The following is a 12,294-nucleotide window of genomic DNA, read 5'->3' as shown; positions in this document are numbered from 1 at the left end:
GTTGAATAAATTGCAATTACACGGCTTTAACAATTTAACAAAGTCGCTCAGTTTCAATATCTATGACATCTGTTACGCTCCGGCTGAACAACAGCAGGCTTATATCGAGTATATTGATGAAGCTTATAACGCCGACAAACTGACCCAAATTCTTAAGGATGTCGCTGAAATTATCGGTGCGCAAGTCCTTAATATCGCCCGTCAGGACTATGAGCCGCAAGGCGCCAGCGTTACCATGCTGATCTCCGAAGGCGAAGCGCCGCCGCCGCCGAGTATGAACAGCCAGTCTCCCGGCCCCTTGCCTGAAACGGTGCTCGCGCATCTGGATAAAAGCCATATTACCGTGCACACTTATCCCGAAAGCCATCCCGATAACGGCATCAGCACCTTTCGCGCCGATATTGACGTCTCCACCTGCGGCCGGATTTCGCCGTTGAAAGCGCTCAATTACCTGATTCACAGCTTTGAATCCGATGTCGTGACCATGGACTATAAAGTGCGCGGTTTTACCCGCGACATTTCAGGTAAAAAACATTATATCGATCATAAGATTACGTCTATCCAGGATTATATTGCGATAGATACGCAAGAAAGTTACCAGATGATTGATGTGAATGTGTATCAGGAAAATATTTTCCACACCAAAATGATGCTCAAGGAAACCGAGCTGGAGAATTACTTATTCGAGAAGGAATGCGATTTGTCCGCCGAGCAAAAAGCGGAAATAGAAAGCAAGCTGCATAAAGAAGTGACCGAAATTTTTTATGGTCACAACTACCGTCAGCGTTATGAAGAAGTTAAGGCTTGATGCTTGATCTGCCGGGGCGAATGAATTCGCCCCGGCAGTGTCTTCTGCATTAAGTTATCTGGTTATGTTTTAATTGCCGCGCAATTAAAGTAATCGGATGAAGCACTTCCAGCGCCACTCCTCTCTCTCTTAGGCCTGCCGATATATGCAGCGCGCAACCTATGTTGGAGCTGACCAGATACTCGGGCTGACCTTCTAAAGCCACATTCAATAAATCATTTAACAAGGCTTGCGCCATTCGCGGATGGTCCAGCATGTAGCTGCCCGCCGAACCGCAGCATTGTATAGCTGCAGGCAGCTGGGTCATTTTAATATCGGGAATTTGTTGCAGCAGCTTTACCGCGCCCTGCTCCTCGCGCATGACGTTTTTTAGCGAACACGGGGTATGCAGGCAGACCGATGCCGCAAGCGGCATTAGTTGGTTGCTGAGATTGCAGCCTGATTTGATCAGAAACTGGCTAATATCAATTACTTTCCCGGCAAACTCGGTTTGTTGATATTCCTGCATCTGACTGCCGCAGCCGCTGGCGATGGTCACTATCGCGTCCAGGTTTTTATCCGCAAAAGCGCTGCAATTGGCTGCGGCCAGCTGTTCGGATGTTTCATTATCGCCGTCATGCAAATCCAGCGCACCGCAACAGGTTTGCTGTTCGGGTATAGATACATTAAACCCGGTCGCAGTTAATACCTTGATTGCCGCATCGACGGTTTCATGATCCAGCAAAGAACCCATGCAGCCGATAAACAAGCCTACGTTACCTCTCACTTCGGCAGTTGCCGGATAATGTGGGGCCAAAGGTTTTGATTCATGATAATCAGGCAGCAGACGATCGACTTTATCCAGTCTTAGCAATCCCGGCAACCCGAGCAATCGCGCCGTTGTTTGCAATCCCGTGGTTTGATAAAACCTTAAACCCGATTGCGCCAGACGGCCGGCGGTTTTGTTGTGGGACACTCTTTTCAGTAATGATACCGACAGTGTGGCGTCGCGATCGCCTTTTATTTGCTCACGAAAATTATTAACCAACCGCCCATAAGGCACCACGGCTGGACAAACCCGTTCACAGGAACGGCATAACAGGCAATTGTCGACATGCTCAACCAGCTTTTTTGATGTTTCCAGATGCCCGCCCGCCCAGGCTTGAATCAATGCAATACGGCCGCGAGGCGATTCGTTTTCGTTTTGGGTTTTATTGTAAGTGGGACAATGCGGCAGACATAAGCCGCATTTAACGCAGATGTCGGCGTCGGCTAATAAGTTATTCATGGTTTTGTGCAGAGATTGCTTCAATTATTTCTGAGTATTCATCGACTTTTGGCCGGTATAAAAACAGCCCCAGCGCCGATAGCCCGGTGAGTATGTACAAGGTGTTGAAACCATCGCCGAACACAAACATGATCAGGCCGAAAATTCCGACAACTTCAATCAGCGACATCGAAATGATGACGGTCACCAGATAACGGCTTTTGGCAATGTTCCCGGGCGTCGCGGCGGAGCAAGGCATGGTTTGATTCAAGCGAAGCTGGATGTGCCGGATCAGGTTGGTCAGCGGAAATGTCACAATTGCAATCACGTAAAACACCGTTCTGAGCAGTACCCGTTGGGCTTCCGGTAGCGGCTGTTGCAGCTGTTCGCCCAAGGTGTGGCAAATAATGATGTAAGCCGCCAGCATGGTAAGCATCATGCCGACAATAACCCAGGGCAGCATAAGATCAGCCTTTAGTTGTTTGCGTTCGACCTGATTCCCCATGTTGTTTCCTGTTAAGTGAATTTAGCGGCCTATGATACCAAACCCTGTCGCCATGAGGCTTGAATTTGTTGGGCCACGAAAACAGCCGGAAGAAATATCAAGTTGTCGGTTGTAAGGTGAAGGGCGAAAGGCGAAAGGTGAAAGGTGAAAGGCGAAGGGCGAAGGGCGAAGGGCGAAGGGCGAAGGGCGAAGGGCGAAGGGCGAAAAAATCAGGTTTCAAATTCCGGCGCCTTTAGCCCTTAGCTGTTTGCCTCTTTTTTAAACATAAAACCTTTTGACAAGATGAGACAACCGGTCGTATCATTTAGCCATGCAGCAGACTACAAAAAAACAAATTAACCGGGAAAATCTGTTAAATCAGGGTGTAACTCTGCTTATGGAGCAGGGTTACCACGGCACCGGACTGAAAGCGATTCTGGATGCGGTACAGATTCCGAAAGGCTCTTTTTATAATTACTTCGGTAGTAAAGAAAACTTCGGCGCGGAAGTTATCCAGCATTATATCGAGCCGTTTATTAAGCAATTGACCGCGCATTTGCAGCAGTCCGAAGGCGATGCGCTCGGCGCGCTGCGGCGCTATTTTGACGAGGGGATTGCCGAGCTTGAGAAAGCGGACTTCAAAGGCGGCTGTCTGCTGGGCAATTTAATGGGCGAAATCGGCGATACCAGCGATCTTTGTCAAAAATCGCTGCAATCCGCCGTCAACCGTTACCGGGATTTATTGCAATCAGGCCTCGCCCAAGCACAGCAACAAGGCACGGTAAGAACCGACAAGTCGGCAGAAGACATGGCCGATCTGCTGGTTAACGCCTGGCAGGGAGCCTTGTTAAGAATGAAAATTGAAAAATCGTCCGCACCGCTCAAGCAGTGTTGCCAGGATCTATTAGGTGATTTTTTTAAAGCGCAATCCTGATTGCGTTTTAAAAAGCCGCCCCATCGTTTTTACAATCAACCAGGAGATACAGATGCCAAAATATATTATCGAACGTGAAATCCCCGGCGCGGGTTCATTGGCTTATCGCGAGTTGCAAGACATTTCGCAAAAATCATGCGGCGTTCTTAACGAAATGGGGCCAAGAATCCAATGGGTGGAAAGCTATGTGACCGACGATAAAGTCTATTGCGTCTACATCGCGCCGGATGAAGAGGCGGTTAGAGAACATGCCGAAAAAGGTGGATTTCCAGCCAACCGCATTTCCCTGGTCAGGACCATAATCGATCCCACTACCGCAGAATAACTCATTAGACCGCTTCATCTATCCCAGCTCCCAATGCGGTTAAATCCACCTGCGGATTTAACCGCATTCAGCAAAGTAATCAGAGAAACCACGATGACAACAAAAAATACAATAAAATTCGCCCGCTCGCTGCTTGTTTGCACGGCGCTGCTTAGCCCGGTGCTGGGATACGCAGAAATATTGGCGATGGTTAATTACGAAAGCAAGCCGGGCCAAACCCCAAGACGGGAAGGCATCGCGATTATCGACGTCGATCCTGCATCGAAAAATTTTGCCAAAATCCTGAATGACATCCCGTTGCCGGACGACTTGGTCGCCCATCATATTTTTTATAACAAAGATCTCAGCAAAGCCTATATCACTTCATTGGGCAACGGCGCGCTGCATGTGATGGACATGACCCATGTTCCTTACCGGCCCAAAAAAGTCGATATGCCCGACTGCAAGGTCGCCGAAGACGTAGCCTTTTCCAAGGACAACAAGACCTGGTACATGACCTGCATGGGCTCAAGCAACGTGATAGTCGGCGATGCCCAAACCGATAAGCAGATCAAAGTGATTGCGGCCGATTCGGAAAACGCTTTTATCCGCTATCCGCACGGCATCAGCATCAATGAAGACATCGACCGCATCATGGTTACCAGCACCGTGCGTCCGTCGGATCTGGGCGATCCCGGCGAAACCGTGACCGTTATCGAAGCGTCCAGCGGCAACGTGTTATCCAGCCACAAATTGTCCGATAAACCTTCCCCTTCCGGCGTGTCTCCGGTAGAGGCGGTGTTCCTGCCCGGATCGAATCCGCCGACGGCTTATATCAACACCATGTTCGGCGGCGCGTTGTGGACGGGTACATGGAATGCGGGCAACAAGAACTTCGATTTCCAGCAAGTGTTCGATTTTAATGCGGTTAAACAGGGCGTCCCTTTGGAAATCTATTTCAATGACGAAAATGACCGCATGTATATTACAACGGCCAATCCCGGTTATTTGAATATCTTCGACATCAGCCAATCCAAGCAGAAGCCGACCTTGATAAAGGCCATACCGACCGCAGGCGGCGCTCACCATGTGGTGCTTTCGCCCGATGAGCAGTATGCCGTCGTGCAGAACAGCTTTTTAAACTTGCCGGATATGAGCGATGGTTCAATTACCGTGATCGACCTGAATAAAATGGAAGTAAAAGCCACTATCGATACATTTAAGAAGCAAGGGCTTAATCCTAACTGTATTATCATGATGCCGAAATGGCACCATGATACTGCGCACTAAGGATATGGTCAGTAATAACTTCTCGACATGGATCGGATGAAATTTTTCCGTTCGCCCTGAGCACAGCCGAAGGGCTCTGCACGAACGGTTTGACGACCGAAAATAGTAGTTATTTGTAACCAGATCCTAACGTGATGCGGGTGAGCTGCATGGAATTCTAACTAACCTGATGTTTTGCGAATGACCCTAAAAATAGCCCTGGCCCAAACCAACTTCCTGGTCGGCGACATCGCCGCGAATGTTGATAATATCGCCCGCGCCGCGATTCATGCCCGCGATGAATTGGGCGCGGAGATGATCGTTTTTCCCGAGCTGAGCCTGACCGGCTATCCGGCGGAAGACTTGTTATTGCGCGCCGATTTTATTACCGAAGCCAATAACGCGCTTTATCAGCTGGCCGACCGGGTTGAAGGTATTGCGCTGATTGTCGGCTTTCCCGAGCGCGACGGCGACAAGCTTTATAACAGCGCTGCGGTGTTGCACCAGGGCGCGATAGTGGCTTGTTACCGCAAACGGGCTCTGCCCAACTACGGCGTATTCGACGAGCAGCGTTATTTTACGGCGGGCAACCAGCCCTGCGTGTTCGAGTTTAACGGCACGTTTATAGGGCTGACCATTTGCGAAGACGTTTGGCGGCAGGGCATTATCGAAGACAACAAAGAGGCGGGAGCGGAGCTGTTGCTGACGCTGAACGCGTCGCCGTTTAATTCGGGAAAAATCCATCAGCGCGAAGCCATTATTTGCAGCCAGGTTAAAGCCGCGAAGATCCCGTTGGTTTATGTCAACCAGGTGGGCGGGCAGGACGAACTGATTTTTGACGGCGCGTCTTTTGTCGTTGACGCGGACGGAGAAGTGGTTTTCCGCGCCGAGGAATTTAAAGAACAGCTCAGCGTGGTCGAATTTGACGGCAGTCACCCGGCAAAAAGCACCTGCGCGCCGCTTTATAATGAAATCTCCAGCGAGTATCAGGCGCTGGTGCTGGGCATTAAGGATTATGTCAGGAAGAACGGTTTTCAGGGCGCCATTTTGGGCTTGTCCGGCGGCATCGATTCGGCGCTGGTTCTGGCGCTGGCCGTCGATGCCTTGGGCGCAGATAAAGTCGAAGCCGTGCTGCTGCCGTCGCGTTATACCCAAGACATGAGTAACGAAGATGCGGTGCTGGAAGCGAAAGCCTTGGGCGTGCATTACCATACCATTCCGATAGAACCCGCCGTTAACGCCTTCACCGGCATGCTGGCCGATATTTTTGCAGGGACCGCTAAAGACGCCACCGAAGAAAACATCCAGGCGCGTTGCCGCGGCGTGATCTTAATGGCCTTGTCGAACAAGCAGGGCAAGCTGTTATTAACCACCGGCAACAAGAGCGAAATGAGCGTCGGTTACGCGACCTTGTACGGCGACATGTCCGGCGGTTTTGCGCCGATCAAGGACGTACCCAAGCTGTTGGTCTACCGGTTGGCGCGTTACCGCAATACCTTATCCCAAGTGATACCGGAGAGGGTCATTATCCGCCCGCCGTCGGCCGAACTGGCGCCGGATCAGGTCGATGCGGATTCATTGCCGCCTTACGATGTATTGGATCCGATACTGGAGCGTTATATCGAAAGGGATCAATCCGCCGATCAAATCATCGCCGCCGGATTCAGGCGCGAAGATGTAGCCAGAGCCATCAGCCTGGTCGACCGTAACGAATATAAACGCAGGCAATCCCCGCCGGGGATCAGGATTACCTCCAGGGCGTTCGGCCGCGACCGGCGTTATCCGATCACTTCCGGTTATCGGGGCATTAAGTCGCCGGGTTGAAACCGCTGCTTCAAGTCTTAAGGTAATGGATTACCCTTTCTCAATTCCTGTCTATTTGTAATACAATGGGCGGGTTTTCAACCGTTTGTTTCGATCACGTAATGTTCCTGTCGGCGGGTTATAAAAACAAGGCTATAGCTGTGTTGGCTGTCGATATTGCCTATTAGCAAAAAACATCCGCATAGCTAAATAAAACATTACTGCTAGCTCAGCTACAGGTTTTTGGCTAGACGGTATTTAATAATTAAAAAAGGGTCAGTTATATGTGTTGGAGTGGTGAAGCGTCAGGCGTTCTAGCCGTCGCAGGTCTGAGTACCGCAGCTTACGTTGCGATCAAACAAGGGGAGTCGAAAGAACTTTGGATTCCGCTAACTTATTTTGCCTTAATGGAATTATTACAGGCGGCAACTTACGTCTATATCGATTTATGCGACAATCCGAGCAATCAGATACTGACGCTGCTGGGCTATCTGCACGTCTCGTTCCAGCCGTTTTTTGTCAACATGGTCGCGATGTACTTCATCCCGGAAAGCGTCAAATTAAAAATTCGCACGACGGTCTATACCATTTGCGCGATCGGTACGCTGTTCATGCTGATTAAGATGTACCCTTTTGCCTGGGCCGGTTCCTGCAACATCGGCGTGGAAGGCTTTTGCGGGCCGAGTGTCTGCTCCACCTCCGGTTCCTGGCATATCGCCTGGCAAATGCCGCTGAACGGCTTGATGTCGGATCCTGTCGGCTGGCTGTTCGGCTTTAACTGGGGCTTGCATGCATTTACTTATATCGTGGTCGCTTTTTACCTGCCGATCATTTACGGTTCCTGGCGTTTCGTAGGTTTCCATTATTTAATCGGGCCGTTTATTTCCGACATTACCACTACCGATCCCAACGAATATGCGGCGGTCTGGTGCCTGTTTTCTATCGCTTTGTGCGTATCGGTCATTAAATCCCCGATCAGAAAATACCTGCACGTTAAGACTTGGCCTTTTTATAAGAAGTATATCGGCGATTCGCTGTAGTGCGTTGGTCGGGTTAGTTTCAGCATAACCCGACTTATCTTTGCGTCCCATGTCGGGCTACGGTGCGGAGAAATTCATGGGTTCTTAAAGCTCATACTATGCGCGCCTAACCCGGCCTACGCGGCTGCGACTGTCAGTTTATATAAATAAAGCAGTGTGATTTTTTTGTTAAATGGATTCAATGGAAGGATACTTAGATTATGGCGAATGAGCAGACATCCTATTCGGCTGTCACCTGCGTAAATTGCAATCTCGACAAATTATGCATCCCTAAAGGCCTCGATCCCTCCGATGTCGGGGAATTGGCGTTAAGAGTCAACCGAAACAACATACGCCAAAAAGGGGAAGTCATTTATCATGCCGGCAGCACGTTCAGGGGCATCGTCGCGTTGCGTTCGGGCAGCGCCAAATTATTAAGTTACGATGGCGACGGCAACGAGCTGATCGTCGATTTTATTCTGCCCGGCGAACTATTGGGCTTTGACGGTTTTGCCAAGCAAACTCACAACTGCACGGCGATTGCGCTGGAAACGGTCAATTTCTGCCATCTGCCGGCGTATCGCTTGGACATGTTGGTCGGCAACACGTCGAACCTAAGCCACATCTTGCTGCAAAGGTCGTGCGACCAATTCGATTTTCAGGTGCAAAAAGCATTGTTCAATCGCCGTACCGCCGAGGAACGCGTTGCGTACTTCATAGTTGCTTTATCGGACCGGCTGAAACTCCGGGGTTATTCCGAGATGGAATTCAGGTTCAGCATGTCGCGCGAGGAAATCGGAAATTATTTGGGCATAACCCAGGAAACAGTCAGCCGTATCTTTCATCATTTTCAGGCCATGAACATGATAGAAATAAAAGCCAAGCGGTTGAAAATAATAGATAAAAAAAAGCTGTCCAGCTAACAGAATAACTGCCGGACAGCCTGGAAGAGAGGATTCGCTGAATAATCTTTGTTTCCCGCTGCCGCTAGACTCGATCGCTAACGTAGCGGGAAAACTGAAATTAAGTTAGAGCTTGCTGTTCCTATAAGCCGAGTTAGAGGAATCTTCGGCAATGGCTTTTTTAGTTGATTCGTATTTGTCGTGTTCGCTGCTTTTAATTGTTACCACTACAGCGACCATAGCCAATACCACGCCACCGACATACAACCAGAAATTGTCTTTTTCTTTTGCTTCGCTCATAAACATCTCCACAAGTATCTATTTAAAAATGAATAGGTTTTACGTTAATGCGGGGATATTTAAACAAACTTCGTCATTAATAATTTGATACAGATCAAGAAAAGTCTGTTTTGTTAACGGGGCTGTTTTTACTGGCAGCTTGTTTTTGGCGTGAGCGCTAGATGGTGCTGAGGTTCACCAAGCGGGCGGCGAGTGAAAGCCGCTCATGCCCAGACAGGCTTTCATTCGCTCCAACTGCGTTTTAGGGACGATATATTTCCGGCTCGGAGTCGTACCAGCGATTCCGGTCACTTCATGATAACCGCCCGCCGCTTCGCGCCCCAGTTCCCCGGCTTGGGATGGAATACCCCCGCACAGCGTTCGCCGCAAAAGCGGCAATTTCCTGACGCATCCAGATTCCATTCGGATAATTCGTACCAGTCGCGGCCGATCAGTAACTTTTTGCAACTGTGGCAATAGGTGCTCTCTGCGGGCTTGTCATGCACATTGCCCACATAGGCATAACGCACTCCGTTTTTTAAAGCGATTTGTCTCGCCTGTAATAATGATGCAAGCGGCGTGGGCGGCTTGTCCTGCATCTTCCAGTCAGGGTGAAACGCGGTAAAATGCATCGGCACATCCGGCCCCAGATTTTCGACCACCCATTGGGTCATGGCTTCCAGTTCGGCTTCCGAATCGTTCTCGCCGGGAATAATTAACGTCGTCAGCTCCAACCATACCGATGTTTCATGTTTGATGTATTTTAGCGTTTCCAGCACCGGGTCCAGGTGGCCGCCGGTAATCTCGTGATAAAAACGTTCGGTAAAGGCTTTCAAATCGATGTTGGCGGCATCCATCCATTGATAAAATTCGGCCCTGGGCTGTTCGCAAACATAACCTGCGGATACCGCCACCGATTTTATACCCAGACTGCGGCAGGCCTTGGCGGTGTCAATCGCATATTCATGGAAAACCACCGGATCGTTATAGGTATAAGCCACGCTGTCGCAGCCGTTATCCCGCGCCGCCTGCGCAATCGCATCGGGCGAGGCCTTGCTCATCAAGGTGTCCATTTCCCTGGATTTACTGATGTCCCAGTTCTGGCAGAACTTGCAAGCCAGATTGCAGCCCGCGGTACCGAACGAGAACACCGAGGTGCCGGGTAAAAAATGGTTCAGCGGTTTCTTTTCGATAGGATCAATCGCAAAGCCGCTGGACCGGCCGTAACTGGTCATCACAATTTGGTCGTCCAGATTCTGCCTGACAAAACACAGGCCGCGCTGGTCTTTGTGCATCTTGCAAAATCTGGGGCAAAGATCGCATTGCACACGGCCATCCTCCAGCGTGTGCCAGTAACGGGTTTTTACGGTATCGTTGGTGATAAAGTCAGTCATGGTTTTTCTCCCGGTTCCGCCAAACAAACGGCACTGTTCAGGTTATAACGTTTCGCTTTCTAGCATGACTTATTAACGGGACAAAATAAACGATTTTCGTCGGCTTAAGTAGTAACACGTATAGATGCCAAACCGCTTTGTTCTTATCATTCCGTTCTACTTTTAGAGTGATTTTTCATGGTTTAATAACCCGGTAACAGTTAAGCGTTACTGTCTTGCGGATTATCCGTATTGCTTTGGCGACAGCTCCGCGCCAAGAGCCCGTCCGTTACCCTGATAATGCCGTTGTACGGATTATTTTTTACCGAAAAACAGGACAAGTTAATGAACAGACAACCCGCCGTGGCAGGTTCTTTTTACCCTGCAAACCCCGAGCAACTTCATCTGATGCTGGACCAATATTTGAGCGATGCGGCATCCGCTGAAAAAGTTCCCAAAGCCATTATCGCGCCTCACGCCGGTTATATTTATTCCGGCCCGATCGCCGCAAGCGCCTACGCGCGGCTAAAAAAAGCCCATGACCGGATAACCCGCGTGGTGCTTATCGGCCCCTCCCATCGCGTAGCGTTCAGGGGCTTGGCTGTGAGCCGCGCGGAAACCTTTACCACGCCTTTGGGGTGCGTCCTTGTCGATCAGGAAGCCGTGCAGAAAATAGTCAAACTGCCTTTTGTCGAATACATTGAGCAGGCGCACACATACGAGCACAGTCTGGAAGTGCATCTGCCTTTTTTACAGGAAATGCTGGATAACTTCGAAATCGTGCCGATTGTTGCCGGCGACGCTTCGCCGGAACAAGTCAGCCAGGTGCTCGATGCGCTGTGGGGAGGGGAAGAAACGCTGATTGTGATCAGTTCCGACCTGAGCCATTATCATAATTACGCAACGGCCCGGCAGATGGATAAATCAACCAGCCGAACCATAGAAAAGCTGGAATATGAACAGCTCGATTTTGAATCCGCCTGTGGTAGAGTGCCGGTCAGCGGACTGCTGAAACTGGCGCGGAAAAAATCGCTGTCGATTAAAACCATCGATCTTCGCAACTCCGGCGACACCGCAGGGGATAAGTCCAGCGTAGTAGGTTACGGCGCTTATGTCATTGAATAAGGAAAACCGGCAGCGCCTGCTGGATTTGGCGAAGAATTCCATCGTACATGGATTGCAGAAAGGTCGGCCGCTAAAAGTCAACCTGGACGATTATCCGGCAGAACTGACAGAACTGCGCGCCACTTTTGTTACCTTGGAGATAAGCGGTCAGTTGCGCGGCTGCATCGGCATGCTGGAAGCGGTCAGGCCGTTAGCCGAGGATATTGCCGAGAATGCTTTTTCGGCGGCCTTCAACGATCCGCGCTTCCCGCCGCTGGACGCTTCCGAACTGGGCGGCCTAGAAATACATTTGTCGATACTGACGCCAGCAGAGCCGGTATCGTTTAGCTCCGAGCAGGATTTAGTATCCCAATTGCAACCCGGTATTGACGGACTGATTTTACAAGAGGGCCATCGGCGCGGCACTTTTTTGCCTTCGGTATGGGAGTCATTGCCGGAACCCAGGCAGTTTTTATGGCATTTAAAACAAAAAGCCGGATTACCGCCCGACTATTGGTCCAACACTATCCGAATTTACCGTTATCACGCCGAAGTAATAGACTGAGCTGTCCGTTACAGCGGACAGCAGTCCCTGAACAAAAAACAGAGACTGCCCCGCAACTTTTTATAAATCGTTCCCTACCTTTTCAATTAACTGTCAAGATCAACGCAGTGCAGATAAGTCCTGCGGTCAAACAACAGTACGACCATTAATGTAAGTTGAACAATGACGTTAAATATCCAGACTATGCTTTTCATGATAATTTCT

The 12,294-nt window shown here is 49.9% G+C and carries 13 protein-coding genes; 9 read left to right on the top strand and 4 right to left on the bottom strand.

All coding sequences use genetic code 11. The features are described 5' to 3' along the window. Nucleotide 1: 1 nt before the first annotated feature. Nucleotides 2–808, top strand: coding sequence for an adenosylmethionine decarboxylase (gene speD, locus B0F88_RS01195; RefSeq protein WP_104422105.1), 807 nt, complete (start codon nucleotides 2–4; stop codon nucleotides 806–808). Nucleotides 809–857: 49 nt separating this feature from the next. Here speD and B0F88_RS01190 read toward each other — a convergent pair whose 3' ends face one another. Together B0F88_RS01190 and B0F88_RS01185 are read right to left on the bottom strand one after the other, a co-directional pair. Continuing rightward, nucleotides 858–2,075 carry a (Fe-S)-binding protein gene (locus B0F88_RS01190; protein ID WP_104422104.1) on the bottom strand — a complete coding sequence of 406 codons (1,218 nt, stop codon included), beginning with the start codon at nucleotides 2,073–2,075 and terminating at the stop codon, nucleotides 858–860. Continuing rightward, nucleotides 2,068–2,559, bottom strand: coding sequence for a hypothetical protein (locus B0F88_RS01185; protein WP_104422103.1), 492 nt, complete (start codon nucleotides 2,557–2,559; stop codon nucleotides 2,068–2,070). Before B0F88_RS01185 ends, B0F88_RS01190 begins: the two co-directional genes overlap by 8 nt. A gap of 310 nt (nucleotides 2,560–2,869) precedes the next feature. Here B0F88_RS01185 and B0F88_RS01180 point away from each other — a divergent pair, with 310 nt between their 5' ends. From B0F88_RS01180 to B0F88_RS01155, 6 genes are all read left to right on the top strand, one after another. Beyond that, nucleotides 2,870–3,472, top strand: a complete 603-nt coding sequence (locus B0F88_RS01180) for a TetR/AcrR family transcriptional regulator (RefSeq protein ID WP_104422102.1) — start codon at nucleotides 2,870–2,872, stop codon at nucleotides 3,470–3,472. A gap of 52 nt (nucleotides 3,473–3,524) precedes the next feature. Continuing rightward, nucleotides 3,525–3,797 carry a DUF4242 domain-containing protein gene (locus B0F88_RS01175; protein WP_104422101.1) on the top strand — a complete coding sequence of 91 codons (273 nt, stop codon included), beginning with the start codon at nucleotides 3,525–3,527 and terminating at the stop codon, nucleotides 3,795–3,797. 93 nt (nucleotides 3,798–3,890) lie between these two features. Further along, nucleotides 3,891–5,066, top strand: a complete 1,176-nt coding sequence (locus B0F88_RS01170) for a YncE family protein (RefSeq protein WP_104422288.1) — start codon at nucleotides 3,891–3,893, stop codon at nucleotides 5,064–5,066. A gap of 180 nt (nucleotides 5,067–5,246) precedes the next feature. Further along, nucleotides 5,247–6,869, top strand: a complete 1,623-nt coding sequence (locus B0F88_RS01165) for an NAD+ synthase (protein ID WP_104422100.1) — start codon at nucleotides 5,247–5,249, stop codon at nucleotides 6,867–6,869. Between the two features lie 263 nt (nucleotides 6,870–7,132). After that, nucleotides 7,133–7,888 (top strand): DUF5765 domain-containing protein, encoded by a 756-nt coding sequence (locus tag B0F88_RS01160; RefSeq protein ID WP_104422099.1) that lies wholly within the window; start codon nucleotides 7,133–7,135, stop codon nucleotides 7,886–7,888. A gap of 200 nt (nucleotides 7,889–8,088) precedes the next feature. After that, on the top strand, nucleotides 8,089–8,790 hold the full coding sequence (locus tag B0F88_RS01155; RefSeq protein ID WP_104422098.1) for a helix-turn-helix domain-containing protein: 702 nt from the start codon (nucleotides 8,089–8,091) through the stop codon (nucleotides 8,788–8,790). A 105-nt stretch (nucleotides 8,791–8,895) separates the two neighbouring features. Here B0F88_RS01155 and B0F88_RS19250 read toward each other — a convergent pair whose 3' ends face one another. Beyond that, nucleotides 8,896–9,069, bottom strand: a complete 174-nt coding sequence (locus tag B0F88_RS19250; RefSeq protein ID WP_181049803.1) for a hypothetical protein — start codon at nucleotides 9,067–9,069, stop codon at nucleotides 8,896–8,898. A 287-nt stretch (nucleotides 9,070–9,356) separates the two neighbouring features. After that, nucleotides 9,357–10,442, bottom strand: coding sequence for an AmmeMemoRadiSam system radical SAM enzyme (amrS, locus tag B0F88_RS01150; RefSeq protein WP_104422097.1), 1,086 nt, complete (start codon nucleotides 10,440–10,442; stop codon nucleotides 9,357–9,359). Nucleotides 10,443–10,766: 324 nt separating this feature from the next. Here amrS and amrB point away from each other — a divergent pair, with 324 nt between their 5' ends. Together amrB and amrA are read left to right on the top strand one after the other, a co-directional pair. Further along, nucleotides 10,767–11,546, top strand: a complete 780-nt coding sequence (gene amrB, locus B0F88_RS01145) for an AmmeMemoRadiSam system protein B (RefSeq protein WP_104422287.1) — start codon at nucleotides 10,767–10,769, stop codon at nucleotides 11,544–11,546. Continuing rightward, on the top strand, nucleotides 11,533–12,090 hold the full coding sequence (amrA, locus tag B0F88_RS01140; RefSeq protein ID WP_104422096.1) for an AmmeMemoRadiSam system protein A: 558 nt from the start codon (nucleotides 11,533–11,535) through the stop codon (nucleotides 12,088–12,090). Before amrB ends, amrA begins: the two co-directional genes overlap by 14 nt. Nucleotides 12,091–12,294: the final 204 nt, after the last annotated feature.

Origin of the sequence: Methylobacter tundripaludum (assembly GCF_002934365.1) — a bacterium.
Lineage (GTDB): Bacteria > Pseudomonadota > Gammaproteobacteria > Methylococcales > Methylomonadaceae > Methylobacter_A > Methylobacter_A tundripaludum_A.
The sequence above is the reverse complement of the archived record's forward strand: the minus strand, read 5'-3'. Positions and strand labels throughout refer to the sequence as shown.

What these genes read in the sequence shown, in the direction of transcription:
- B0F88_RS01190 (WP_104422104.1), bottom strand. Translation starts at nt 2,075, where the DNA reads ATGAATAACTTATTAGCCGACGCCGACATCTGCGTTAAATGCGGCTTA.
- B0F88_RS01185 (WP_104422103.1), bottom strand. Translation starts at nt 2,559, where the DNA reads ATGGGGAATCAGGTCGAACGCAAACAACTAAAGGCTGATCTTATGCTG.
- B0F88_RS01180 (WP_104422102.1), top strand. Translation starts at nt 2,870, where the DNA reads ATGCAGCAGACTACAAAAAAACAAATTAACCGGGAAAATCTGTTAAAT.
- B0F88_RS01175 (WP_104422101.1), top strand. Translation starts at nt 3,525, where the DNA reads ATGCCAAAATATATTATCGAACGTGAAATCCCCGGCGCGGGTTCATTG.
- B0F88_RS01170 (WP_104422288.1), top strand. Translation starts at nt 3,891, where the DNA reads ATGACAACAAAAAATACAATAAAATTCGCCCGCTCGCTGCTTGTTTGC.
- B0F88_RS01165 (WP_104422100.1), top strand. Translation starts at nt 5,247, where the DNA reads ATGACCCTAAAAATAGCCCTGGCCCAAACCAACTTCCTGGTCGGCGAC.
- B0F88_RS01160 (WP_104422099.1), top strand. Translation starts at nt 7,133, where the DNA reads ATGTGTTGGAGTGGTGAAGCGTCAGGCGTTCTAGCCGTCGCAGGTCTG.
- B0F88_RS01155 (WP_104422098.1), top strand. Translation starts at nt 8,089, where the DNA reads ATGGCGAATGAGCAGACATCCTATTCGGCTGTCACCTGCGTAAATTGC.
- B0F88_RS19250 (WP_181049803.1), bottom strand. Translation starts at nt 9,069, where the DNA reads ATGAGCGAAGCAAAAGAAAAAGACAATTTCTGGTTGTATGTCGGTGGC.
- amrS (WP_104422097.1), bottom strand. Translation starts at nt 10,442, where the DNA reads ATGACTGACTTTATCACCAACGATACCGTAAAAACCCGTTACTGGCAC.
- amrB (WP_104422287.1), top strand. Translation starts at nt 10,767, where the DNA reads ATGAACAGACAACCCGCCGTGGCAGGTTCTTTTTACCCTGCAAACCCC.
- amrA (WP_104422096.1), top strand. Translation starts at nt 11,533, where the DNA reads ATGTCATTGAATAAGGAAAACCGGCAGCGCCTGCTGGATTTGGCGAAG.